19 protein-coding genes are annotated in these 24172 nt (G+C 64.7%); 7 read left to right on the top strand and 12 right to left on the bottom strand.

Annotated elements, in window-relative coordinates; genetic code table 11:
• Nucleotide 1 precedes the first annotated feature (1 nt).
• The 7 genes from HNO53_RS02985 to HNO53_RS02955 all read right to left on the bottom strand — a co-directional run bounded on the left by HNO53_RS02985 (nt 2) and on the right by HNO53_RS02955 (nt 10186).
• The gene (locus HNO53_RS02985; protein WP_209476120.1) at nt 2-1750 is read right to left on the bottom strand and encodes a hypothetical protein; all 1749 of its coding nucleotides are present in this window, start codon (nt 1748-1750) and stop codon (nt 2-4) included.
• On the bottom strand, nt 1747-3477 hold the full coding sequence (locus HNO53_RS02980; RefSeq protein ID WP_209476118.1) for a hypothetical protein: 1731 nt from the start codon (nt 3475-3477) through the stop codon (nt 1747-1749). Before HNO53_RS02980 ends, HNO53_RS02985 begins: the two co-directional genes overlap by 4 nt.
• 262 nt (nt 3478-3739) lie before the next feature.
• The gene (gene guaA, locus HNO53_RS02975) at nt 3740-5314 is read right to left on the bottom strand and encodes a glutamine-hydrolyzing GMP synthase (protein ID WP_209476116.1); all 1575 of its coding nucleotides are present in this window, start codon (nt 5312-5314) and stop codon (nt 3740-3742) included.
• A 176-nt stretch (nt 5315-5490) separates the two neighbouring features.
• A complete protein-coding gene (gene guaB, locus HNO53_RS02970) occupies nt 5491-6960 on the bottom strand; it encodes an IMP dehydrogenase (RefSeq protein WP_209476114.1) in 1470 nt (489 codons plus the stop codon).
• A 102-nt stretch (nt 6961-7062) separates the two neighbouring features.
• Nucleotides 7063-8091 (bottom strand): ABC transporter substrate-binding protein, encoded by a 1029-nt coding sequence (locus HNO53_RS02965; RefSeq protein ID WP_209476112.1) that lies wholly within the window; start codon nt 8089-8091, stop codon nt 7063-7065.
• Nucleotides 8088-9521, bottom strand: coding sequence for a sensor histidine kinase (locus HNO53_RS02960; RefSeq protein WP_209476110.1), 1434 nt, complete (start codon nt 9519-9521; stop codon nt 8088-8090). The genes HNO53_RS02965 and HNO53_RS02960 overlap by 4 nt, the downstream gene beginning before the upstream one ends.
• On the bottom strand, nt 9518-10186 hold the full coding sequence (locus HNO53_RS02955) for a response regulator (RefSeq protein WP_209476108.1): 669 nt from the start codon (nt 10184-10186) through the stop codon (nt 9518-9520). The genes HNO53_RS02960 and HNO53_RS02955 overlap by 4 nt, the downstream gene beginning before the upstream one ends.
• Before the next feature lie 143 nt (nt 10187-10329).
• Here HNO53_RS02955 and HNO53_RS02950 point away from each other — a divergent pair, with 143 nt between their 5' ends.
• The 7 genes from HNO53_RS02950 to xseA all read left to right on the top strand — a co-directional run bounded on the left by HNO53_RS02950 (nt 10330) and on the right by xseA (nt 16887).
• Complete coding sequence (locus HNO53_RS02950; RefSeq protein ID WP_209476106.1) at nt 10330-11316, top strand: Bug family tripartite tricarboxylate transporter substrate binding protein; 987 nt, start codon at nt 10330-10332, stop codon at nt 11314-11316.
• The gene (locus tag HNO53_RS02945) at nt 11313-11762 is read left to right on the top strand and encodes a tripartite tricarboxylate transporter TctB family protein (protein WP_209476104.1); all 450 of its coding nucleotides are present in this window, start codon (nt 11313-11315) and stop codon (nt 11760-11762) included. Before HNO53_RS02950 ends, HNO53_RS02945 begins: the two co-directional genes overlap by 4 nt.
• 12 nt (nt 11763-11774) lie before the next feature.
• Nucleotides 11775-13277, top strand: coding sequence for a tripartite tricarboxylate transporter permease (locus tag HNO53_RS02940; RefSeq protein ID WP_209476102.1), 1503 nt, complete (start codon nt 11775-11777; stop codon nt 13275-13277).
• 53 nt (nt 13278-13330) lie between these two features.
• Nucleotides 13331-14413: an AbrB family transcriptional regulator gene (locus tag HNO53_RS02935; RefSeq protein WP_209476101.1), complete on the top strand. Its 1083-nt coding sequence runs from the start codon at nt 13331-13333 to the stop codon at nt 14411-14413.
• Between the two features lie 164 nt (nt 14414-14577).
• Entirely contained in the window at nt 14578-14775 is a 198-nt protein-coding gene (locus HNO53_RS02930) for a CsbD family protein (protein WP_167112124.1), read from the top strand.
• A 58-nt stretch (nt 14776-14833) separates the two neighbouring features.
• Nucleotides 14834-15394, top strand: a complete 561-nt coding sequence (locus tag HNO53_RS02925) for a PRC-barrel domain-containing protein (protein WP_209476099.1) — start codon at nt 14834-14836, stop codon at nt 15392-15394.
• Nucleotides 15395-15546: 152 nt separating this feature from the next.
• Nucleotides 15547-16887 carry an exodeoxyribonuclease VII large subunit gene (gene xseA, locus HNO53_RS02920; RefSeq protein ID WP_209476097.1) on the top strand — a complete coding sequence of 447 codons (1341 nt, stop codon included), beginning with the start codon at nt 15547-15549 and terminating at the stop codon, nt 16885-16887.
• A gap of 73 nt (nt 16888-16960) precedes the next feature.
• Here the strand turns inward: xseA and glrR are convergent, their stop codons facing one another.
• The 5 genes from glrR to HNO53_RS02895 form a co-directional block, all read right to left on the bottom strand.
• The gene (glrR, locus tag HNO53_RS02915) at nt 16961-18241 is read right to left on the bottom strand and encodes a two-component system response regulator GlrR (RefSeq protein ID WP_240549113.1); all 1281 of its coding nucleotides are present in this window, start codon (nt 18239-18241) and stop codon (nt 16961-16963) included.
• Between the two features lie 164 nt (nt 18242-18405).
• On the bottom strand, nt 18406-19020 hold the full coding sequence (locus HNO53_RS02910) for a hypothetical protein (protein WP_242597518.1): 615 nt from the start codon (nt 19018-19020) through the stop codon (nt 18406-18408).
• Entirely contained in the window at nt 19017-20516 is a 1500-nt protein-coding gene (locus HNO53_RS02905; RefSeq protein ID WP_209476095.1) for a sensor histidine kinase, read from the bottom strand. The genes HNO53_RS02910 and HNO53_RS02905 overlap by 4 nt, the downstream gene beginning before the upstream one ends.
• A gap of 892 nt (nt 20517-21408) precedes the next feature.
• Complete coding sequence (argA, locus tag HNO53_RS02900; protein ID WP_209476093.1) at nt 21409-22722, bottom strand: amino-acid N-acetyltransferase; 1314 nt, start codon at nt 22720-22722, stop codon at nt 21409-21411.
• Nucleotides 22723-22857: 135 nt separating this feature from the next.
• Nucleotides 22858-24123 carry an inorganic phosphate transporter gene (locus HNO53_RS02895; RefSeq protein WP_209476091.1) on the bottom strand — a complete coding sequence of 422 codons (1266 nt, stop codon included), beginning with the start codon at nt 24121-24123 and terminating at the stop codon, nt 22858-22860.
• Between the last annotated feature and the right edge of the window lie 49 nt (nt 24124-24172).

Raw genomic sequence — 24172 nt, 5'->3', positions numbered from 1 at the left:
ACTACCCACCTTGCGACTGCTGCATCGCCGGATCCGGTGCTGCTTGATCAGATGCTGTACTGCCCGATTCGGAACGATCCTGACCTTGCCAAAGGTGCGGTGGCACAGGCATACGATAGTGGCGGCAGGCCGCTAGCAGGATAGGGGGCAGGCCAATTCGCACAGCGCTCACTCGCTCATGCAGCGGATGTTCCTTCATTACACGATTGATGAGCTCAATGACGGCCTCTTGCGAATCGTCGAGTGGGAGACCAGGTGCCGACAGTCCGTGGTCTCGATCACCATCCCAGAAAACTTCATCTGTTCGTCCGTCGGGAACCCAGATTTGATGGGTCATGTGCGGAGCGTGCTCTAATAACGTGCTACGTAAGAGTTCTGCGCGTTCCTGATCTCCGATCATCGCAAGCCAAGTGAGTACGAAAGTGTAAAGAATCCCCGCTCGCGTATGCTCTTCGAAGTATGCATCGCTGCGATCTCTGGGATGGGCGAGGACGTCTCGATAATCTGTCATCGGCGTCGGATAGTGCTGCCGCATTGTCAGTCCGTTGCACAGGTGATCGGAGATGCCACGGATGTAGTCGGCGACATTGGGAAGACGGCCACGCACGTCTGCAAGACGCATAAACAGGGCCAGTTCGATCGCGAAATCGTCGCGAACGGGGGCGGCAAGCGCCGGGTTCGCGTTCAGCATCCCGATCGCTATATTAAGTACCTTATCCGCCCCTTCACTCATTGCCTGCGCAAACGCCTCGTCCTGCGTGGCACTAATGGCATCCAACCATAGTCCGTGTAGAGACAACCTCCCCAGCGTCTCGAACAGCGCTATGTTGATGTCGACCGCGTTGCGTGAATTTACGGCCATGGAAAGCGCGTATCGCTTATCGGCGAACGGCCCAATTTTCTCGACGAGAAGAAGGTTGGCGATGATGGTGTGAAGTTGCAAGACCTGATCGAAATGAGCCAGCCGCTCCTGCCGCGTCGAACCCTTGCGCAGACGGGTACTATCGCAGTGCGGCCAGCTGCGTAGCAGCACCAGCTCAGATGCTAGATACGCTGCCTCAAGGTTATCGGCGTCGCGGGCCCATACAAAGAGTATCCAAAGGCACAGGTAGGCCTTGCGTAGCTGGCGTGTCCGCTCTGTCTGATTCTTCGGCTTAGTGAAGATGATATCGAGCAAATGGCGGAAATGCCGATAAGCAACGTCGGGCTGGTCAAGCATCGCTAGCGCCTTCTGAAACACTCCTCGGTTCTCGCTCTCGATTAACTCTGCACGTAACATGCCTCTGAGGATCAGATCCGCGAGACGTTCTCCGTTCCACTCGGCGAAGCAAACGTTGGATTTTTCGTTCGTCCGGCAAAAACCGCTCCACTGAGCGCGAACATCCTCGCGCATCTCGCCACCCATGCAGATACAAATAACGATGGGCATATCCGCTAAATGCGGCGGGATACGGTTAGGGATATATTCGTCCAGAATCTCGTTGAGCGAGGGGCGCACGGCCTGCTGACCTGTGTCCCAATGCTCCCGTGTCAAATCTCCAGACTTAATCGTGAACAGGAACAGGCTTCGAGCTCCATCGCGATCTGGATTGGGGCCGACTGCTGCGACGTCGACACCAGCTTGCCGCGTGCCACGACGGGGACGGGTTAGAACTTCGAACCCACTCTCGGCCAGAAGGTCGGGCAAAATAGCGTCGAGTTCGCCGCGTTCGCGTAGCGAGCGCAGATAGTGTGTCACGACAAGTTTCATCGTTGTTCTCGCGGCTCAAGCTTGAAGTGGAGCAGCATGTGGTCGAGGCCGACCGGGTCAACAATATTGAGGAGAGGCAACTCGGACGAGATCGAGAACGATTTCATCTTGATCTCGGTTAGATGCGTGGCACCTTCACCGGTATGAATCGGCGTCAGTGACGAGCAGCCGTACAGGATGTATTGTTTGGTGAAGATATCCTCAAATATAGATTTTCGCTTCCCCTGCTCCATGCCCCGTTCCATCTTCTCGTTCCACTGAACACGCTCTGCCTCGCGCTGCATTTCGCTGGGGTGCAATTCAACCAAACGCTCAATACCCTCCATCGCGTCCTTAAATGCAGCCTTTCGTGCGAGCAGTTCAGTAATACCAGAGCCGTTCGCTCCGCCGTCTCCGACGTAGCGCTCAAGGTAGTCCTTCAGCTTGCCCCCATAGCTCAGGAGCAAGGGGTCATAGATCAGACTGAGGACGTCACTAGCGATATCCGGAGATCCATCGCGAAGTACCGCTAATGGTATGACGATCGCGGCCAGCGGATCGATAAAGAACCATCCAACAGCCTTGCGACAGAGGAAAAGCTGATCCGATGGCTCCGTTGGCAGGGACGACGTGGGGATTGAGAACGGTGGGTCATCGTTCCCAACACTGCACACTTCGTTCGCTACGCATTTACGAGTGTATACATCCCCATTGAGCAGCCAGTACACAACCGCACTACCAAGCACGTCTGCGCCTGCCTGCTTGAGGGCGTGGTACGTACTCTGGAACGCGTCCAGCGTAATCCGCCCCTGTGAACGATCGAATAACTCACTAAGCAGGTAAACCACTTTTTCAACACGCTCGGCGCCTACGAGTTGATAAGTGGCATGGTCGATATGCGATATTGTGACGATATTGGCTGGATCAACGTCTGCCACGGCATCAAGACACAGATCTATAGCACTCTCTGAGAGGCCCACCCGGTGAAGCCACAGAAGATCCGCCGCCAAGTGAATCGCGGTGGGACTCCTCGTCTGAAGGATCCGTTCGAGTTGTTCGTCGAAACTGGCTGGTGCGTATACTTTCCGTTTTGCAGCAGCGCGGTAACTCGCTTCGACGGACCGCAGGGCAATATCCCCATCGTCGCTGGACGCGCCTTGGAGCAGTGTGTCGAGTACCTCACCGTAGCGTTCACCCAACTCCATGGCACCCAAAGCCGAGGTGGCTGCAAGCTTCGCCTCCCGCTCATGAGCTTGCGCGAAAATCAGGCCTTCCTCGGCATCAGCGTTCATTAGGAGAACCGAGTATAGTTGACGCAGAGCGAGGTTATCACCGGTACGTGCTGCTTCATAAACCTTGGAAGGTCTCGCTGGGTCCCTCTTCGTCCATTCTCCAAAAGCGGTACTCGGAGCGCCAGCAGCCAAGTCGTTGCCACCTGCATCAAGCAGACGCGAGATGAAGGCGAGAAGGACGTCCTGATCTACGTTCAGATGGGGAATCAGATCACATAGAACATTCTGGATGAGGAAGAAGCGCGGTCCTGCCAGCTCCGCCAGCGCTTCTTCGATATGGTGGTCAATCGGGGGCGCGTCAGTAGCGTTCAATATGGTCGCGAGCGTCTCGATCCACACAGAATAGCGATCGTCCCGACGCCAACACTCCCAATCCGCAACAGTACGAACCAAACCGCGTGTGCGGAGCTGCGTAGCCAATTCCGTCTCGTCTACCGGCGTCCACTCTGTTGCCATTGGCCTACCCATTGGATCCTTTGTTCCCAAAAGAGCTTAGAAGATTCTCAAAGTCGATGAAATTCCCCTAGTCTATTTCGTACTCATGGTGCCACAGAAGAGCCCCACTTCCACTAATACCACCTTGGATACCACGCTCAAGAGGCGTTTCCCCACTGCCAAAAGTTGCCAGACAGCCCCAAAGACAAATAACAAAAAAGCCCATGAAAAAACATGGGCTTATAGCATCGCCGGTTAGTGCCAGCCACTTCCTAACATGTGATCACTCCCACTCGATCGTCGCGGGCGGCTTGCTGCTGACGTCGTAGGTCACGCGGGAGACGCCGCGGATCTCGTTGATGATGCGGTTGGAGACTTTCTCCAGCAGCTCGTACGGCAGGTGGGCCCAGCGTGCGGTCATGAAGTCTATGGTTTCCACGGCGCGCAGGGCGATGACCCATTCGTAGCGGCGGCCGTCGCCGACCACGCCGACGGATTTCACCGGCAGGAACACGGCAAAGGCCTGGCTGGTCTTGTGGTACCAGTCGGCGTTGTGCAGTTCCTCGATGAAGATGGCGTCGGCTTCGCGCAGGATGTCGGCGTACTCCTTCTTCACTTCCCCGAGGATGCGCACGCCCAGGCCAGGCCCCGGGAAGGGGTGGCGGTACACCATGTCGTAGGGCAGGCCGAGTTCCAGGCCGAGCTTGCGCACTTCGTCCTTGAACAGTTCGCGCAGCGGTTCGACCAGCTGCAGCTTCATGGTCTCGGGCAGGCCGCCGACGTTGTGGTGCGACTTGATCACGTGGGCCTTGCCGGTCTTGCTGGCGGCGGATTCGATCACGTCGGGGTAGATGGTGCCCTGGGCCAGGAAGTCGACGCCCTCGATCTTGCTGGCCTCTTCATCGAACACGTCGATGAAGGTGTTGCCGATGATCTTGCGCTTGGCTTCCGGGTCGTTCTCCCCTTTCAGCTTGGAGAGGAACAGTTCTTCGGCGTCCACGCGGATCACCTTCACGCCCATGTGCTGAGCGAAGGTTTCCATGACCTGGTCGCCTTCGTTCTTGCGCAGCAGGCCGTTGTCGACGAATACGCAGGTGAGCTGGTCGCCGATGGCGCGGTGCAGGAGCGCGGCCACCACCGAGGAGTCCACGCCGCCGGAGAGGCCGAGCAGCACGTGGCGGTCGCCGACCTGGTCGCGCACGCGGGCGATCTGGTCTTCGATGATGCGCGCCGGGGTCCACAGCTTCTCGGCGCCGCAGATGCCCACCACGAAGTGCTCGAGGATGCGCATGCCTTGCAGGGTGTGGGTCACCTCGGGGTGGAACTGCACGGCGTAGAAGCGCTTCTCCGGCCAGGTCATGGCGGCCACGGGGCAGCTGGGGGTGGAGGCGGTCACGGCAAAGGTGTCGGGCACCCGGGCGACCTTGTCGCCGTGGCTCATCCACACGTCGAGCAGCGCCTTGCCGTCGTGGTCCACGTGGTCCTTGATGTCGCGAAACAGGTCGTCGCTGCCGTCGATCTTGACCTGGGCGTAGCCGAACTCCTGCTTGTTGGAGCCCTCCACTTCGCCGCCGAGCTGCACCGCCATGGTCTGCATGCCGTAGCAGATGCCGAGCACCGGCAGGCCCATCTCGAACACGCACTCCGGCGCGCGGGGCGAGCCGGCCGCCACGGTGGATTCCGGGCCGCCGGAGAGGATGATGCCGTTGGGGGCGTATTCGCGGATCTCTTCCTCGGTAATGTCGAAGGCACGCACTTCGGAGTACACGCCGATCTCGCGGATGCGGCGGGCGATCAGCTGGGTGTACTGGGAACCGAAGTCGAGGATGAGGATCTTGTGGGCGTGAATGTCGATCATCTGGGCGTCTCTACTGGCAACGTATGGCGGCGGGCAAGGCGTGGCACGAACAAGCGGCGTCGCTGGCTGAGCGTCAGGCTAGGCGAAAACGGCCGAAAGCAGCGGAGTTGACGTGGTTGTCAATGAGCATGCTGAGGCCGTTTTCAACAACGCATGGCGCCAGATCAGCGGCGCCGCTAACCGGCTCGGTAGTTGGGGGCTTCTTTTGTAATCTGTACGTCGTGCACGTGCGATTCGGCGAAGCCAGCGCCGGTGATCTGCACGAACTCCGGCTTGGTGCGCATCTCCTGGATGTCGCGGCAGCCGGTGTAGCCCATGGAGGCGCGCAGGCCGCCCATCAGCTGGTGGACGATGGCGCCCATCACGCCCTTGTAGGGCACGCGGCCTTCGATGCCTTCCGGCACCAGCTTCTCGGCACCGGCGTCCTTGTCCTGGAAGTAGCGGTCGGCGCTGCCCTGGCTCTGGGCCATGGCGCCCATCGAGCCCATGCCGCGGTAGGCCTTGTAGGTACGGCCCTGGAATAGCTCGACCTCGCCCGGGGCTTCCTCGGTGCCGGCCAAGAGGCCGCCCACCATCACCGCGCTGGCGCCAGCGGCGATGGCCTTGGCCAGGTCGCCGGAGAAGCGCACGCCGCCGTCGGCGATCAGCGGGATATCGAACTCCTTGAGCGCCTCGGCGACGTTGGAAACCGCGGTGATCTGCGGCACGCCGACGCCGGCCACCACGCGGGTGGTGCAGATGGAGCCGGGGCCAATGCCTACCTTCACGCCGTCGGCACCGGCCTCGGCAAGGGCACGCGCGGCGGCGGCGGTGGCGATGTTGCCGCCGATCACCTGGATCTGCGGGAAGTGCTCCTTGACCCAGGCCACGCGGTCGATCACGCCCTTGGAGTGACCGTGGGCGGTGTCGACGATGACCACGTCCACGCCGGCCTCGGCCAGCGCGGCCACGCGATCAGGGGTTTCCGGGCCGGTGCCCACCGCGGCGCCCACCAGCAGGCGGCCGTCGGCGTCCTTGGCGGCGTTGGGGAAGGTGCGCGCCTTCTCGATGTCCTGGAAGGTGACCAGGCCACGCAGGTGGAAGGCGTCGTTGACCACCAGCATCTTCTCGACCCGGTGCTCCTGCATCTTGGCCTTGATGACGTCGAGCCCGGTGCCCTCGGGCACGGTGACCAGGCGCTCGCGCGGGGTCATGATGTCGGCCACGCGGTCGCCGTGATTGGGCTGGAAGCGCATGTCGCGCTCGGTGACGATCCCCACCAGGGCCTCGCCCTCCACCACCGGGAAGCCGGAGAAGCCGTATTCCTGGGCCATTGCCAGCAGGTCCTCGAGCTTGGCCTTGGGCCCGACGGTCACCGGGTCCTTGACGATCACGCTCTCGTGCTTCTTGACCTTGCGCACCTCGGCCGCCTGGGCGGTAACCGACATGTTCTTGTGGATGATGCCGATGCCGCCTTCCTGGGCCATGGCGATGGCCAGGCGGGCTTCGGTCACGGTATCCATGGCGGCGGAGACGAGGGGGATGTTGAGGTAGAGATCGCGGGTCAGGCGGGTCCGCAGGCTGACGTCCTTGGGCAGGACTTCCGAGTAGCCGGGTACGAGTAATACGTCGTCGAACGTAAGAGCTTCTTGGGCCATACGTAGCATAGTCGGCAACACCCAGTGCTGGTGGGGGAGTGGGGAAAGTAATCGACCATTATAGCGCTCCGGCCAAGGCCCGGGCAATGCGAAGGCCGGCTTGCAGGCGGGTCAGCGACGTTCGAATTCGCGCCGCCAGCGCTGCATGAAGGCATCGCGCCGCTGCGGGTCGACGAAGGCCAGCAGCGAGGCATCGAGGGGGATGGGATAGAGCCGGTCGCCGACCTGGTCGCGCAGCCGCTGCGCGGTGTAGGGGCCGATCACGTCGGGGCGCACGCTGAACAGCGGCGTTTCGCCGGCGATCACCCGCTGGCCTTCGCGGCTGAGCAGGAAGTCGAGGAATTGCCGGGCTGCGGCCGGGTGCGGCGCATCGCGATGAATGAACGCCATGCGCATCATCACCAGCGAGTAGTCCTGGGGCACCTGGACGATCACTTCGGGATGCTGCTGCGCCCATACCATGGCGTAGGAGCCCAGCAGGTTGTAGCCCAGCCAGTAGCGCCCGTCGCTGATGCCTTCGAGCATGTCTCGCGTATTGGCTTCGAGCACGGCCTCGGCGTTGCCCATGGCGGCGACCAGGTCCCAGAAGCGCGTGGTGTAGCGGGCATCCTGCTGGAACAGCGTGTAGCCCACGCCGCTGTGCGATGGGGAGTAGGTGGTCACCCGTCCATGCAGCAGTTCCCACTGTTCGGTCAGCAGTGTGTGCAGATCGGCATGGGTAGCCGGTGGCATCATGTGCCGCGACAGGTCGAGACGGTAGGCCATGACGATCGGCTCGAAGGTGAAGCCGAACACCTCGTCGCGCCACTTGGCCCACTCCGGCCAGGCCCGCGCCTCGGCCGAATCCAGGCGGCTGGCGTAGCCTTCGTTGACGCGTGCCATCTGCCACGGCATGGCCGAGCTGATCACCACGTCCGGCGCCGGACCGGCCCCGGCGACGCGCTCGTCGACCTGCAGGGTGGAGCGGTCGCGGAAGTCCAGCTCGATGTCGGGATGCGCCTGCTCGAAGGCCGCCAGCAGCGGTGCGACCACTTCCCTGTCGAGCGCCGCCTCGACCACGAGCGGATTCGCCGCCCGGCCCGGTGCCGCCGCCAGCAGGAGAGCGATGAACGCGAAGACGTGGACATAGCGGGGCGTCATGGGCTGTTCTCCAGGGGGAAGATAATGCTGATTCTCAGCCCGTGCGGCGTGCGCAGCGCCACCGTGAGGCGGGCGTCGTGACGCCGGGCAATGGAGTCGACGATCGCCAGCCCCAGCCCCGAGCCTTCGGTGTCCTGGCGTCCGCCACGCTCGAAGGGCTGGTGCAGGCGCTGCAGCATCTCGGGGGAGACGCCGGGGCCGTCGTCCTCGATGTAGAGCTCCACTTCTCCACCGCGCTTCCCTTCTCCCCCGTGCCTCCCTTCTCCCCCGTGCTTCACCAGGCCAAGGGTGATCACGCTATGCGGCGGCGTGTAGCGCAGGGCGTTGTCGATCAGGTTACCCAGCAGTTCACGCAGCGCCCAGGGCTCGCCGCGAACGTACAACGGTGCTTCGGGAAGTTCGGCCAGGCCCAGGTCGTGGTCCTGGGCGACGTCGCGCCCGGCCCAGTCGAACAGGGTGTCGCGCAGCAGCGCCGCCAGGTCGAGCCGGTGCATTTCGCAGCCATCGGCAACGTGACGCAATCGCGCCAGACTGAGCAACTGGCTCGCCAGGCGACTGGTGCGTTCGGCCCCTTGGTGGATTGCCGCCAGTGCCCGGTGCCATTCGTCGGGCCGATCGCTCTTCAAGGCCAGCTCGCTGGTGCTCTGCAGCCCCGACAGCGGCGTCTTGAGCTGGTGGCTGGCATCGGCGGTGAAACGCAGCAGCGCATCGCGGCTCTCGCGCTGGCGGGCGAATAGGGTATCGAGGGTTTCGGCCAGTTCGCGCAGCTCTTCCGGCACCCTGGCGTCGAGCGGGCGCATGTCGTCGGCCTCGCGCTGACGCAGCAGCTGGCGCAGGCGACGCATGGGCTTCAACGCCACCCGCATCGCCAGCAGCATCAACAGCCCCGCGACCAGCACCATGACCAGGAAGCGGCTCACCGCGCCCTTGAACAGCGCTGCGGTCAATGCCTGGCGCCCGGCCAGGGTATGGCCGACCCAGATCTGTACCGGGTCCTGGGTCTCCCACCCCGCGGAGTCGAACTCCCAGCCATGCAGGCGCCACTCGGCGCCGCTGTGTTCGGCGTTCGTCCACACCGGTCCTTCTTCAACCACCCGGTCGCGCCACTCGGCCGGAATGTGCATGTCCAGGTTGGCCGAGACCCGCCGCCCCTCGGCATCGAGCACGGCGTAGAAGACCCGCTCCTGATGACGGGTGGCGAGGATCTGCAACGCGGCGGCGGGAATTTCCACCACCGGCCTCCCCTCCTGCCATTGCACCGCCTCGGCTATGGTCAGCACCGCCGATTCGAGCTGGCTGTCGTAGGCGCGCTGGGCGGCGCGCTGCGAGCTGAAATAGGCCTCGACCAGCAGCAGCGCGCCCAGCGCAGTGACGGTGACGGACAGCCATACCGCGAGGCGCGACTTCAGGGTGCCGTCGACCTCGATCACTCGCGCTCTTCCTCGAGCCGATAGCCCAGGCCGCGAAAGGTACGAATGCGCAGCCCGCTGTCCTTCAGCCGCTTGCGCAGGCGGCTGATGTAGACCTCCAGGGCATTGGAGCCCACCTCACCGAAACCGAACAGCCGGTTCTCGAGCATCTCGCGCGGGGTGATGCTGCCGGCATGCAGCAGCAGGTCTTCCAGCAGGCACAGCTCGCGGCGCGGCAGCTCGAGGGGCTCGTCATGCAGCGTGGCTACGCCCAGGGCCGGGTCGAAGCACAGCGCGCCGAGGCGCAGGCGGTTGTCGCTGCGCTGCTGGCTGCGCCGCAGCAGGGCGCGCACCCGCGCCTCGAGCTCGGCGAGCGAGAACGGCTTGGCGAGGTAGTCGTCGGCCCCCAGGTCGAGCCCGCGCACGCGGTCGTCGATGCCGTCGCGGGCGGTGAGGATCAGTACCGGGGTGGTGTCGCCGCGCTCGCGCAGTTCGCCGAGCAGCGTCAGGCCGTCGCCGTCGGGCAGGCCCAGGTCGAGCAGGATCAGGTCGAAGCGGTCGTGGCGCAGCGCCGCACTGGCCTCGGCATGGCGCGCGAAGCCCTCGACGGTATTGCCCAGCGGCGTCAGGGCCTGGTGCAGCGAACGGGCAATGAGAGGATCGTCCTCGACGACGAGCAGGCGCATACGACCAAAGTCCTATGAGGCGGTGGCGAGATGACAGGTTGATGAAAGGTTGGGCACCTAGCATGGCCGTTCTGGCATCCACGGCGATGTCAGGCGGGGAAATCCCTCTCCGCATTCCCAGAACAAGAGAACAGGAGTTCGCCATGAAGATCAACAAGGCTTTGCGTCACTGCTCCGGGCTAGCCCTGCTGGGCGGCATGCTGGTTGCCGGCGGCGCCCAGGCCCAATCCGATTCCACCGAGTGCATAGCCCCGGCCAAGCCGGGCGGCGGCTACGACCTGACCTGCCGCCTGGCGGCCAACGGCCTGCAGGAGACCGGGCTGATCGACCAGCCGATGGTCGTCACCTACATGCCGGGCGGCATCGGTGCCGTGGCTTACAACCATGTCAACGGCGTGCGCAAGGACGATCCCAACCTGATCGTGGCGGCCAGCACCGGCGCGGCGGTCAATCTGGCGCTGGGCAAGTTCGGCCAGTACGACGCCACCGAAGTGCGCTGGCTGGGCGCCCTGGGCGTCGACTATGGCGCCATCGTGGTCAGTGCCGATGCGCCCTGGCAGAACCTCGACGAGCTGATGGACGATCTGCGCGAGAGCCCCGGCGAGATCGCCTTCGGCGCCGGCGGCACGATCGGCAGCCAGGACTGGATGAAGGCGGCGCTGACCGCCAAGTCCGCCGACATTGCGCCACAGGATCTGCGCTACGTCGCCTTCGAGGGTGGCGGCGAGGCGCTGGCGGCGCTGCTCGGCGACCACATCCAGGTCTTCACCGGCGACCTCTCCGAGCTCAAGTCGCAGCTCGAGAGCGGCAAGATCCGCGTGCTGGCGGCCCTCTCCGAAGAGCGCATGGACGGCCCCTATGCCGAGATTCCCACCGCCGCCGAGCAGGGCTACGACGTGGAGTGGCCGATCTGGCGCGGCTACTACATGGGACCCGAGGTCGACGACGAAGCCTACGCCGCCTGGGTCGAGCGGCTCACCGAGCTTTCCGAGTCGGAGCAGTTCGCCGAGCTGCGCGAGGCCCGCGGGCTGTTCCCGATGTCGCGCTTCGGGCCCGACTTCGACAGCTACGTCCAGGAGCAGGTCGCGCAGTTCCAGTCACTTGCCGATGAAGTGGGTCTGAGCCAATGAAGCTCGCCGCCGACCGAGTGCTGGGCCTGTGCCTGATCGGTCTGGCGGCGTTCGTCGCCGTCCAGGCCGTCAGGCTTCACGTGCCCTTCAGCTACGACCCGGTGGGGCCCAAGGCCTTTCCGCTGATCCTGTCGATCCTGCTCGCCGCGCTGTCGCTGGTGCTGGTACTCAAGCCCGGCAGCAACGGTCACTGGCCCGACCGCGCCCTCGCCGTGAGGCTGCTGGCAGTGCTCGGTGTGCTGCTGGTGTATGCGCTGCTGTTCACGCGGCTGGGCTTCGTCATCACCACCCTGCTGGCGGCGGTCGCGCTGGCGCGGGCCTTTGCCGCCCCCTGGGGCAAGGCGCTGCTGACCGGCGTGCTGATGGCCGTGGGCAGCTATTACCTGTTCACCGCGGGGCTTGGGATCTCGCTGCCCAGCGGTGACTGGCTGCGCCCCTTACTCTAGAGGAACGCCCTCATGTTCGATTTCCTGATCCAGGGCTTCGGCGTTGCGCTGAGCCCGCTGAATCTCGGGCTGGCCTTCCTCGGCGCCCTGCTCGGCACGCTGTTCGGCGCCCTGCCCGGCATCGGCCCGATCAACGGCATCGCCATTCTGATGCCGCTGGCCTATACCCTGGGGCTGCCGGCCGAGTCGGCGTTGATCCTGCTCGCCGGCATCTATACCGGGGCCGAATACGGCGGACGCATGTCGAGCATCCTGCTCAACGTGCCCGGCGATGCCGGTGCGGTGATGACCACCCTCGACGGCCATCCGCTGGCCAAGCAGGGGCTCGCCGGCCCGGCGCTGGGCCTGTCGGCGGTCAGCTCCTTCGTCGGCGCGACCCTCGCCATTCTCGGCCTGACGCTGTTCGCCCCGCTGCTGGCGGAAGTCGCGGTGATGTTCGGCCCCGCCGAGTTCTTCGCCCTGATGGTGTTCGCCTTCGCCTCGATGTCGGTGATGATGGGCAAGGACCCGACCAAGACCGCCATCGGCGCGGTGCTTGGCGTGCTGATCGGCACCGTCGGCGTCGATTCCGGTACCGGGGTGCTGCGCTACACCTTCGGCATGCCCGAACTCTATGACGGCATCGACTTCGTGGTGATGATCATCGGCCTATTCGCCATCAGCGAGATCCTGCTGATGCTCGAGCATGCCAACCGCAAGGATGCCGACGGTGATATCCCCCCGCTGGGGCGCGTGTTCGTCACCCTCAAGGAGGTGCTCCACTGCAAGGGCGCCATGCTGCGCTCGGGGCTGATCGGTTTCATCATCGGCGTGCTGCCAGGTACCGGGGCATCGGTGGCCGGTGCGGTCTCCTACACCACCGAGAAGCGCCTCTCCGACAAGGAAGGCACCTTCGGCAGCGGCGACATGCGTGGCCTGGCGGCACCGGAGTCGGCCAACAATGCCGCCGCCGCCGGTTCGTTCGTGCCGATGCTGACCCTGGGCATTCCCGGTTCCGGCACCACCGCCGTGCTGCTCGGCGCGCTGATGCTCTATAACATCACCCCCGGGCCGATGATGTTCAGCGAGCGCCCGGAAGTCGCCGGCGGCCTGATCGCTTCGCTGTACATCGGCAACCTGGTGCTGCTGGCACTCAACCTGCCGCTCGCCGGGGTGTTCGCCCGGGTGCTAACCATCCCGCGCTGGGTGCTGGTGCCGGGTATCGCCATCCTGGCCTTCGTCGGCGTCTACCAGCTCCACTCCGACCTCACCGCCATCTACCTCATGCTGATCATCGGCGTGTTCGGTTACCTGCTGCGCAAGCTGGGTTTCTCGCTGGCACCGGTGATCCTCGGTTACGTGCTCGGCGGGCTGATGGAGCAGAACCTGCGCCGCGCCCTGTCGATCAGCGGTGGCGAGGTGGAGATCCTGTGGCGCTCGGGCATCTCGCTGGGCCTGTGGATCGCCGCCGCGGCGCTGCTGGTGCTACCGTGGCTGCTGCCCAAGATGATGAAGGCGCGCCTGGGACGCGCCTGAACCAAGCCGGGGCCTAGCCCCGGCATTTCTCCTTGCTGTTGCGGATACCGACTTTGCCCCTCTCGAAATCGCCCCTTTCGAAGCGAACCCGATTCGACGCCCTGCGCGCTTTCCTCCCCACCCTGCTGCTGGGCCTGCTCGGCGGCGGCCTCGCTTACTGGATCGGTCTGCCGCTGCCCTGGCTGCTGGGCGCCATGCTGGCGACGACCCTGCCCAGCCTGGCCGGGATGCGGCTGCGCGGCCCGGGGTCGGCGCGCAAGGCCGTGCTGGCGGTGATCGGCGTGATGCTGGGCTCGGCCTTTTCTCCCGGCATGGCCGGCGACGTCTCGGCGTGGACGATCAGCCTCGGCATGATGCTGTGCGCCACGGCCGTGATGTGGGCTTTTTCGTTCTGGTTCGCGCATCGCGTGGCGGGGTATTCGGTCGAGACCTCACTGTACGCCGGCATACCCGGCGGCGTTTCGGCAGTCACGGCCATGGCCATGGAGTCGGGAGCTGACCTGCGCATCGTCGGCCTGACCCACGCCACCCGCATTCTGGTTTTGCTGCTTGCGATACCTCCGCTGCTCGACGTGCTGGGTCATGTCGAGCTCGGCATGCGACCGGCCAGTGCCGCCTCCTGGCTGTGGTTTCCCTCCCTCTTCGATATCGCCTGGCTGCTGGGCTCCGGTGTGATCGGCATCGGCCTGGGCCGCCTGCTGCGCCTGCCCAATGCCTTCCTGTTCGGCCCCGCGCTGGTATCGGCGACACTTCACCTCACCGGCCTGACTCACGCGGTTGTCCCCCCTTCGGTGTTGGCCATCGCCCAGGTCATCATCGGGGTCTCGGTGGGCATCCGTTTCGGCGGAACGCCGCTTGCCGCAGTGGCCTACAACCTGAAGATGGCAATACTGCAAGCCGCGGCGCTGATGCTGGTTGCCATCGCGGCCGCCTGGAGTATCCATGTCGTGACCGGCTACTCCATGGCGGCTGCGCTGCTGGCCAACATGCCCGGCGGCGCCCCGGAGCTGAGCCTGGTGGCCCTTTCGCTCGGTATCGACCCCGCCTTCGTGACGTCTCACCACCTGCTGCGGATCACGGTCTTGATGTTGTCATTACCTCTGATACTGCGCGCTTTCCGGCGCCTGCTGGCTTAGCGCCTGTTCTTGGCGGGTATTTCCTGGCGAGACAATCCAGCGGCGCAGGCGAAACTCTAATTACCCTTGGAAACAGTCCGAAACCAACTTTGACTTACAGTGCCAGGAGCATGTTCTAGCTTGACGAAGTGAATGCCGATATCACTCACGGATGGAGTGGCGAGATGAACTGGGATCAGATCGAAGGCAAGTGGAAAGAGTACATGGGCAAGGCCCGCGCCAGTTGGGGCGAGTTCAGCGACGAGGAACTCGACCAGATCGCTGGCAAGCGGGAGCAGCTGATAGGCAAGTTGCAACAGCGCTATGGCCTGGAGCGCGAAGAAGCGGAACGCCAGGCAGATGAATGGGCACGCAATCTCTAGACGGGAGATTGGGCACCCATCGATTGGCAAGATCCGAACCATGGACAGGAGAGCGATCATGCAGAAGCATCTACTTACCATCGCAGTAGCAGCCGTAAGCGGCGGCTTGGCCTTTGGCGGTCAGGCCATCGCCAATGAAGACGAGCAGCAGAAGGATCAACAGCACCAGCAGAACCAGCAGGAGTCGGCCCAAGCGCAGGGACTGTACTCTGTGGATGACCTGACCGATGCTGATGTCTATCTCCGCGACAATCCCGACGAAGACGTTGGTGAAGTGGAAGACATCCTGCTCGACGATCAGCAGAAAGTCAGTGCGCTGGTGATCGAGACCGGCGAGATCCTTGGCATGGGCGGTCGCGAGATCGTGGCGGACATCAAGGACATTAGCGTCGAGAGCAACCGCGACGAAGATCGTCCGTTCGGTGACGGCTACGTGACCCATCGCGTGCTGATCGATGCCAACAGCGAGGATCTCGAGAGCTTCCCCGAGTACGAGCGGGATTGGTTCGACCAGGAGTCCGAAGCACTTCGCACCCGCAATGAGGGCATGAGCGCCTGGCAGGGCGAAGGCGTATCCGGCGGTACCTGGGGCAAGGATGGCGCCGTCGATGAGAATTGATTGTTTCACCCAGCCCTCCCCATGACGCTTGCGCCGGGTCCTCCCCGGCGCTTTTTTTCGCCTCGCTCCCGCCTTTGCTGGCGCCATGGGCATGCTAGAGTGTTCGTTCCGCGTCAGTTGCTGACGCTCAAACGGCCAAGGACGCTCGAAGCATGGCGCCACCCACCGATACCGCGCTTTCCGTCAGCGAAGTGAACCGCCGCGCACGGCTGCTGCTCGAACAGGGCATCGGCGAGCTGTGGGTCGAGGGTGAGCTTTCCGGCGTGTCGCGGCCGGCTTCGGGGCACGTCTATTTTACGCTCAAGGATGCGTCGGCCCAGCTGCGCGGCGCGCTGTTTCGCAACCGCGCCCGCTTCGTCGCCGCCCCCATGCGCGATGGCGACCGCGTGCGGGTGCGCGGGCGGGTGTCGCTGTTCGAGCCGCGCGGCGACTACCAGCTGATCGCCGAGGCGGTGCAGCCGGCCGGCGAGGGGGAACTGCTGCTGGCGCTGGAGAGACTCAAGCAGCGGCTCGCCGCCGAGGGCGTATTCGCCAATGCGCGGCCCCTGCCCTGCCCGCCCCGTCACCTGCTGGTGCTCACCTCGCCCAGCGGAGCGGCGATCCGCGACGTGCTGGCGGTACTCAAGGCGCGCTGGCCGCTGGCCCGGGTCACGCTGATCGAGGTGCCGGTGCAAGGTCGCGAGGCTGCGCCGGCGCTGATCGCCGCGTTGGGGCTGCTCAACCGCCAGCAGGCGCTTGACCCGGCGCGCGACGTGGTGCTGATCACGCGCGGCGGTGGCAGCCTGGAAGATCTCTGGGCGTTCAACGACGAGCACCTGGCACGGGCTATCTTCCACTCGCGCCTGCCGGTGATGTCGGCGGTGGGTCACGAGGTGGATATCACCCTGTCGGACCTGGCCGCCGACGTGCGTGCACCCACACCCTCCGCGGCCGCCGAGATGCTGGTGCCCGACGGGCGCGACCTGCTACGCCGCCTGGCCGGGCTGGAGCGTCAACTTTTACGCTGTACCCAGGCGCGACTCGAGCGCGAGGGCCAGCGGCTGGACCACCTGCGCGCACGATTGCGCCACCCCGGCGAGGTGTTGACCCGCAAGCGCCAGGCGTTGGGCGAGCTGGAGGGCCGCCTGCGTCGCGCCATGCTCATGCGGCTCGCCGCCGAGCGCCGGCAACTGGGCCATGTGCAACGACGCATGGACGCCTGCCACCCACGGCGCCGGGTCGAGCAGGCCGGTGAGCGGCTGGCCCGCGTCCGGGCCCGGCTCGAACAGGCCATGCAGCGCGACGTGTCGCGCCAGCGCGAGCGCTTGGCGGGGCTGGCGAGGCAGCTGCAGGCGGTTAGTCCGCTGGCGGTGCTGGGGCGCGGCTACGCCATCCTGCAGGACGACGCAGGACAGGTCATACGTCGCGCGGGCGATACCCAGCCCGGCCAGGCGTTAACCGCTCGGCTGGGCGAAGGAAAGCTGAAGGTCGAGGTCAAACGTCGTCTCAAATGACAGTCGGCTAAAATGACAAGAGCGCCCGTACCAGGCGCTCTTGATGACGAGTCGAACGACGAACCGACTGGCGTTACTCGGGCTTGAAGGTGCTCGGCTCCAGCTCGTGGCGGCTGAGCAGTTTGTAGAAGTCGGTGCGGTTGCGTCCGGCGATGCGTGCCGCCTGGGTCACGTTGCCTTCGGTGATCTTGAGCACCTTGACCAGATAGCTGCGCTCGAAGCCGGCACGGGCGTCGTTGAAAGTAGGCAGTGCACAGTCCTCCGCCGCCAGCGCCTGGGCCACCAGGGCTTCGGGGATCATCGGCGAGCGGGTCAGCGCCACGCACTGCTCCACCACGTTGACCAGCTGGCGCACGTTGCCGGGCCAGGCGCTGGTGGCGAGCAGGTTGAGCGCTTCCGGCGAGAACCCCTTGACGAACGGCTTGTGACGCTCCGCTGCCTGGGCCACGAGGTGGCGTGCCAGCAGCGGCACGTCCTCGGCGCGGTCCTTCAGCGCCGGCAGCTTCAGGTTGACCACGTTGAGGCGGTAGAAGAAGTCCTCGCGGAACTCGCCCTGGTGCATCGCCTGGCTGAGGTCGCGGTGGGTGGCGGAGAGAATGCGCACGTTGACCGGGATCGACTGGGTCGAGCCCAGCGGGCGGATCTGGCGCTCCTGCAGCGCGCGCAGCAGCTTGACCTGCAGCGGTAGCGGCATGTCGCCGATCTCGTCGAGGAACAGGGTACCGCCCTCGGCGGCCTGGAACAGCCCCTTGTGATCGCTCACCGCCCCGGTAAAGGCGCCCTTGGCGTGACCGAACAGCTCGCTCTCGAGCAGTTGCTCGGGCAGCGCGCCGCAGTTGATTGCCACGAATGGGTGGTTGGCACGCGGGCTGGCATCGTGAATCGCCCGTGCCAGCAGCTCCTTGCCCGAACCGGAAGGGCCGGTGATCAGCACGCTGACATCCGACGAGGCCACCATGCGTGCCTGCTCCAGCACGCGCTCCATCTCCGGGCTGCGGGTGATGATGCTGGCACGCCAGGCCTCGCTGTCGTCGCCGCCGCCGGTGGGCAGGTGGGTCAATGCCTCGTCGATGGCGCGGAACAGTTCGTCGCGGTCCACCGGCTTGGTGAGGAAGCTGAACACGCCCTGCTGGGTGGCGTTCACGGCGTCGGGTATGGAGCCGTGGGCGGTCAGGATGATGACCGGCAGCCCCGGCACCTCGCGCTGGATGGCCTGGAACAGGGCGAGACCGTCCATCTCGTCCATGCGCAGGTCGGAGAGCACGATGTCAGGACGTTCGGCCTCGAGCTTGCGCAGCGCTTCGGAGCCGCTCTCGGCCGTGGTCACCCGGTAGCCTCGGCTTTCCAGGCGCATTCCCAACAGACGCAATAGGCTGACGTCGTCGTCGACCAGCAAAACGTGGGCATTGCCTGCTTTCGCACCCGACGTACGTGCCGGCCTGCGCGCCTCATTCTTGCGTGTATCGGTCAATCGAGCGGCTTCCATCACGTCTTTCTCCCGTATTAACCGGTCGCCCTTCAGGGCGATTGTTGTCGCAGGTTCATGTTCTGCTCGATGGCGGTAAGCGCCTCGAGCTTTTCGGAGAGCTCGGCGTTCTGCCGCTGCAGGGTATGCACCTGGGCGCGGGCCTCCGCGCTCCTGCCGGCCAGGGCACGCCGTCCTTCCAGTTCGTTGCGCCAATAGAGCAGCAGCGGCTGCAGGTCGGCCGGCGCGGCATGGGTATGCGCCTCATAGAGCTCCGATGCCTGCCGCCACTCCTGCTCGCTGCCCCAGGCCAGTGCCACGGCGCGTGCCAGCTCCCGTTCGGCTTCGCTCAATTCGTAATCTGCGTCCAGCTCATTCTGCTTCTGTCGGCGCCACTCTCCATCGCCTCGCTGCGACGCCAGGCCGTACGCCACCCAACTGGGCAGCAGGCAGGCTTCGTTGTCGAACGTCGGCTCCACCGTACGGCAACTGGTCGTCGGGGCCGCTTCCGGCTTCGCGCCGAGTCCACCCTGCTCGGGCAGGTACTGGCAGCCGCTCAGCGCAAGCGCCAGCCCACCGACAGCGAATGCCGTTCTCGCCCGGCTGTTCTGCGTACGGTCATTCCTCGTACGGCCGTTCCCCGTTCGATAGCTCTTCGTTACCCTCATCGTTCCTCGCTCCTTGCGCTGATGCCCACTTCAACGGGCTCCATCTTATTGTTTTCCGTGGTCAAGGGAAGCGCCTGACGCGGCAGCGTCAGGCGAAAACACACTTCGTATTCTCTATCCTCGATCAGCCCCAGGCTGCCGTTCTGGATGCGCGCGCAGTCGGCCGCGACCGAAAGCCCGATACCGGAGCCCTTGAGCGGCCCCTTGCGCCGCGAACGCCCCTGGTAGAACGGTTCGAACAGGCGCGCGCGGTCATGCTCGGCGATGGGCTCGCCGCTGTTGGCGACGTCGAGAATCAGGTGCTCCCGCCCGGCGTGGGCGCGCAGCAGCAGCTCGCCGCCGTCTTCGCCATAGGCGATGGCATTCGAGACCAGGTTGTCGAGGATGCGACCTACCGCGGTACGGTCGACCACCCACTCCATGGGACCGTCGAAAGCGGTCACTCGCATGCCCTTGTGCTCCAGCGCCAGTCGATGCTTGGCCAGGGTGGCCTTGACCAGCGTCGCCAGGTCCACCTGTTCGAGGGTGATCCGCTGGTTGTGCTGCAGCAGGTTGTAGTCGAGCAGCTGTTCGATCAGGCGCTGCAGTTCGCGACCGCTGGAGTCGATCAGGGCCAGGATTTCGCGCTGGCGCGGCGTCATCTCGCCCGCCACGCCATCGGCCAGCAGCGCCGAGCCTTCGCGCACGCTGGCCAGCGGCGTCTTGAGTTCGTGCGACATGTGGCGCAGGAATTGCTGCTTCTGTGCCTCCAGATCGCTGAGCCGGGTCGAGAGCCAGTCGAGCCGGTCGCCGAGCTGTACCAATTCGGCGGGCCCCTGGATGGTATCGCGGTCGTTGGTCTCGACGCCGCTGCCGATGCTGAGAATGCGGCGCTCGAGCTGGCGCACCGGTCGAATGATCAGCCAACTGAACAGCAGCATGAGCAGCAGGCTAGCGGAGACCAGCGCGGTGGTCTGCAGCCAGAGTCGCGACTGCACGGCTTCCGCCCTGGCGCTGATCATCTCGATGCTGGCGTCGATCTGGCGATTGGTGGCTTGGCGCATCGCCTCGGTATGCTCGGCAAACGGCACGAACAGCGACAGCCACACCTCGAGCTCCTCGGGGTCCAGTTCGGGCAGCTGCGACAGCAGCAACAGCTGCTCCTCCAGCGCCTGCACGTCGGGGTTGTCGGGCAGGAAGCGGCGCTGCATCGTCAGCAGCTCTCGGAACTCATTGTGACGCTCCTCATAAAGGTCGAGCAGGCTCTCCTGCTCGAGCACCGCGTACTGGCGCGCACTGCGTTCCATTTCGACCGCCAGGTTGCTGAGCACCCGGGCGCGCCGGCTCTCTTCCACCGCCTGGCGGGCGCTGACGTCCGCCAGGTGTGACAGTTCGGACAAGGCCTGGCCGGCCTGGTACATCAGGATTCCCAGCGGCAGCATCACTACCAGAAACGCCAACAGCACGAGCTGCAGCAATGAGCGTGGACGCCAGCGGCGCGAGACCCGTTTGGTCATGACCAATGTTCTATTCAGGAGAGGGTAAGGGACCACCATAGGGTACGTACCTGAAGGATAACAGAGTTCCACGCTCGCCTACTTCCCCGTCTCAGTCCTGTCGAAAAAAAAGAGGCCGGCAAGATGCCGGCCCAATACGCAGGGAACTGAAGGGGTTGAAAATATGGGCATCGTTCGCCTGGTCGAGCCATGTCCCATACTTTCAGCGGACCCGAGGGTCCCGAAGCCCCGCTGCCGACGCTGTGCTACCAGGAGCCGTCGCTACGGGCAGGCGGCGAACCGCCTTGCTTCGTCCTTTGGCGCCAGCGCCGGTATCGTTTACCGGCGCTGGCCCGGAATTCGATCCCCCGAGGGGGATGAGGCATCCTTGCCGGGGCATCCTTGCCCTTCTGGTACCGTTCCTTGCCTATCGGCGGTACCCGTCTCATCGCAACCTAAGTTACACATCGCGGAGCGAACGTCGATCGTCGTGAAGCTCGGGTCGCACAGGGCATGGGGGGGTGGTGGTTCCCAAGCCTCTTGACGATCCGAAGTGATTCGAGCCGTTTGAATCACTTCTTCGTTGCTCACCAAGTATATAGCGAGTTGCGTGCCAAAAAATTGGCAATTTGTTTAAAATCAATAAGTTAAAAAGACAAAAAAGTTGGCACGCCGTCACCGTACGGCAAAAGCCGTTCAATCAGCGTATCACTGGCCTCTTTTTCGTCACCGAATGGCGACACCGTTGCGACCAGGCTTTAAGATATTTATTGAAAACAGTGACTTGCCGTGTAGCCTTTTGGAGACGACATTTCAAGCGGCGTTGCCCCAAAGCGACAGCCGCCGCCCGGCACACGATTCCAGGGCGGCGGCTGCGCCTCGTTCGGCCTTTTTTGCTGCCCCTATCAGGGCGTCACGAAAGCGGCTTGACGAGGATCTTCGACTTGCGGGCGTGGTTGTAGGTATCGCGCCGCAGGGTGGGCAGCGAATCGATGTCCGAGGGGCGGAAGCCGTGCTCGACGAACCAGTGGGCGGTATGGGTAGTCAGCACGAACAGAGCGCCGAGCCCGAGCCGTCTCGCGCGACGCTCGATACCGGACAGCAGCAGCGAGCCGCGTGCCCCGCCGCGATAGTCGACGTGGATCGCCACGCAGGCCAGCTCGCCCATCTGCGTCTCGTCAAAGCAGTGCAGCGCCGCGCAGCCGATGATCATGCCGTCGCGCTCGATGACCAGATAATCGTCGATCTCGTGCTCCAGGCGTTCACGCGAGCGCGGCACCAGCATGCCGCGCCGCTCCAGCGGCTCGAGCAGTTCCAGCAGGCCGGCGATATCGCCGAGCTCGGCCGGACGCAGCTGCTCGTAGCGATGCCGGGTGATCATCGTGCCCACCCCGTCGCGGGTGAACAGCTCGCCCAGCAGGGCATCGTGATCCTGCCACGAGAGCAGGTGGGTTCGCGCCACCCCGTGGCGCGCGGCGGCGCAGGCGGCGGCAATGTGGCGCGCCTGCTCGCAGCCCGGTTCGATCTGGCTCAGCAGCGGCTCGGCTTCGGCAGGCGTCAGCTGACGCTGCAAGGCACCATTCTCGTCATACAGCCCGGCCGCCTCGCCCAGCAGGATCAGCTTGTCGGCAGCCAGCGCCATGGCCGCGTGCTGGGCCACTTCGGCGGCGTCCAGGTCGAACACCTCGCCGGTACTGGAGAAGCCCAGGGGCGGCAGCAGCACCAGCGAGCCGCGGTCGAGCAGCCCCTGCACCGCCGACACCCGCACCCGGCGCACCTCACCGCTGTGATCGTAGTCGACCCCTTCGCGCACCCCCAGCGGCTTGGCCATCACCAGGTTGCCGGAGACCGCGGTCAGTTCGACCCCGTGCAGTGGCGTGTTGGGCAGACCCAGCGATAGCCGCGCCTCGAGCCACAGGCGCTGCTCGGCCGCGACCCGCTCGACGCAGGCCATGATCGCTTCGTCGGCCACCCAACGGCCGTCGTGGCGCCGCGGCTCGATGCCGGCTTCGTTCAGCGCCTGCTCCACCTGGGGGCGGATGCCGAACACCACCACCAGCCGCACGCCGAGGGTGTGCAGCAGCGCCAGATCCTGGATCAACTGCTCGCCTCGTCCTCGCGCCATGGCCTCGCCCTCGATCAGGATCACGAAGGTTCGGCCCCGATGCGCATTGATATAAGGGGAGGAATTACGGAACCATTCGACGAAGGGGAAACGAGTGTCCAAGGCCGCTCTCCGGCAGCAGATGAAAGGGAGGGTGTATCGGCTTCGACTATATCAGAGCAGCGAAAACGGCGGCACCATCAAGGTGCCGCCGTGTACGTTCATACCCAGCCAGTTCTACGTCGCGAGCGATGACGTTTAACCAAAGATTCCCTTGAACATGAAGAAGAACAGTATTGCCAGGCCCGCCCCCGCCGGCAGGGTAATCAGCCAGGACATCGCGATGGTGCCGATCACGCGCAGGTTGAGCGCCGTCATGCCGCGGGCCAGGCCGACGCCGAGCACCGCGCCCACCAGCGTATGAGTAGTGGAGATCGGCAGCCCGGTGCCCGAGGCGAGCACCACGGTCAGCGCCGCGGCCAGGGTGGCGGCAAAACCGCGGCTGGGCGTCAGTTCGGTGATGCCGGTACCCACCGTGGCGATGACCTTGTGACCGTAGGTGACCAGCCCCACCACGATGCCGCCGCCGCCCAGTACCAGCACCCACCAGGGCACCAGTGCCGAAGCCCCGATGGTGCCGCCGTGCTCGACCACGCTGATCACGGCCGCCAGCGGACCCACGGCGTTGGCCACGTCGTTGGAACCATGGGCGAAGGCCATGGCGCAGGCGGTAAAGATCATCAGCACGCCGAACACCCGCTCCACCCCGGTGAAGCCGAAATGGTCGGTCTGGCGGCTGCCGGCCTGTACGCGCCGCTCCATCCAGCCGCCCAGGGCCATCATGCCGAGGCCGAACAGAACCGACAGCAGCAGGTTGGTACCGAACCCAAGGTTTAGCCCCAGGTGCTTGAGTCCCTTGGTCAGAGTCACCATGCAGATGGCGAAGCCGACCAGCAGCACGTAGAACGGTACGTAGCGCTTGGCCGCGGCAAACGGGTCATGGGACTCGAAGATCAGGTGCTGCACCGACTTGAACAGGGTGAAGGCGATGACGCCCGACAGCAGTGGCGATACCACCCAGCTGGCGGCGATCTGTCCCACCTTGGCCCAGCCCACGGCATCGATGCCGAGTCCTGCCAGGGCGAAGCCGACGATGGCGCCGACGATGGAGTGGGTGGTCGACACCGGCCAGCCCTTCATCGAGGCGATCAACAGCCAGGTGCCGGCGGCCAGCAGCGAGGCCAGCATGCCGTAGATCAGCAGCTGGGGATCGTGCTGCAGTGCTGCGGGGTCGATGATGCCCTTGCGAATCGTCTCGGTGACCGCGCCGCCGGCAAGCCAGGCGCCGAGGAACTCGAAGATCACCGCGATGATGATCGCCTGCTTGATGGTGATCGCCTTGGAGCCGACCGAGGTGCCCATGGCGTTGGCGACGTCGTTGGCACCGACGCCCCAGGCCATGAAGAAGCCGAAGAGACAGGCCAGGATGATGAAGGTGTTCGCGTGCTCTGCAATGATCGACATAGGGGGTTGGATCCTATGTGGCTGTCAGGTTGAGAGGACATGTCCCGGC

It is taken from the genome of Billgrantia antri (genome assembly GCF_017868935.1).
In the GTDB taxonomy this organism is placed as follows: Bacteria; Pseudomonadota; Gammaproteobacteria; order Pseudomonadales; family Halomonadaceae; genus Halomonas; species Halomonas antri.
Note: the sequence above shows the minus strand (reverse complement) of the source record. Positions and strands in the feature narration are given on the sequence as shown.

Bases quoted from the DNA above. Each gene is read 5' to 3' on its own strand.
- HNO53_RS02930 (WP_167112124.1), top strand. From the start codon at position 14,578: ATGAACTGGGATCAGATCGAAGGCAAGTGGAAAGAGTACATGGGCAAG.
- HNO53_RS02895 (WP_209476091.1), bottom strand. From the start codon at position 24,123: ATGTCGATCATTGCAGAGCACGCGAACACCTTCATCATCCTGGCCTGT.
- HNO53_RS02905 (WP_209476095.1), bottom strand. From the start codon at position 20,516: ATGACCAAACGGGTCTCGCGCCGCTGGCGTCCACGCTCATTGCTGCAG.
- xseA (WP_209476097.1), top strand. From the start codon at position 15,547: ATGGCGCCACCCACCGATACCGCGCTTTCCGTCAGCGAAGTGAACCGC.
- HNO53_RS02950 (WP_209476106.1), top strand. From the start codon at position 10,330: ATGAAGATCAACAAGGCTTTGCGTCACTGCTCCGGGCTAGCCCTGCTG.
- HNO53_RS02955 (WP_209476108.1), bottom strand. From the start codon at position 10,186: ATGCGCCTGCTCGTCGTCGAGGACGATCCTCTCATTGCCCGTTCGCTG.
- HNO53_RS02985 (WP_209476120.1), bottom strand. From the start codon at position 1,750: ATGAAACTTGTCGTGACACACTATCTGCGCTCGCTACGCGAACGCGGC.
- glrR (WP_240549113.1), bottom strand. From the start codon at position 18,241: ATGCGCCTGGAAAGCCGAGGCTACCGGGTGACCACGGCCGAGAGCGGC.
- HNO53_RS02925 (WP_209476099.1), top strand. From the start codon at position 14,834: ATGCAGAAGCATCTACTTACCATCGCAGTAGCAGCCGTAAGCGGCGGC.
- HNO53_RS02980 (WP_209476118.1), bottom strand. From the start codon at position 3,477: ATGGCAACAGAGTGGACGCCGGTAGACGAGACGGAATTGGCTACGCAG.
- guaA (WP_209476116.1), bottom strand. From the start codon at position 5,314: ATGATCGACATTCACGCCCACAAGATCCTCATCCTCGACTTCGGTTCC.
- HNO53_RS02940 (WP_209476102.1), top strand. From the start codon at position 11,775: ATGTTCGATTTCCTGATCCAGGGCTTCGGCGTTGCGCTGAGCCCGCTG.
- HNO53_RS02945 (WP_209476104.1), top strand. From the start codon at position 11,313: ATGAAGCTCGCCGCCGACCGAGTGCTGGGCCTGTGCCTGATCGGTCTG.
- HNO53_RS02910 (WP_242597518.1), bottom strand. From the start codon at position 19,020: ATGAGGGTAACGAAGAGCTATCGAACGGGGAACGGCCGTACGAGGAAT.
- HNO53_RS02965 (WP_209476112.1), bottom strand. From the start codon at position 8,091: ATGACGCCCCGCTATGTCCACGTCTTCGCGTTCATCGCTCTCCTGCTG.
- guaB (WP_209476114.1), bottom strand. From the start codon at position 6,960: ATGCTACGTATGGCCCAAGAAGCTCTTACGTTCGACGACGTATTACTC.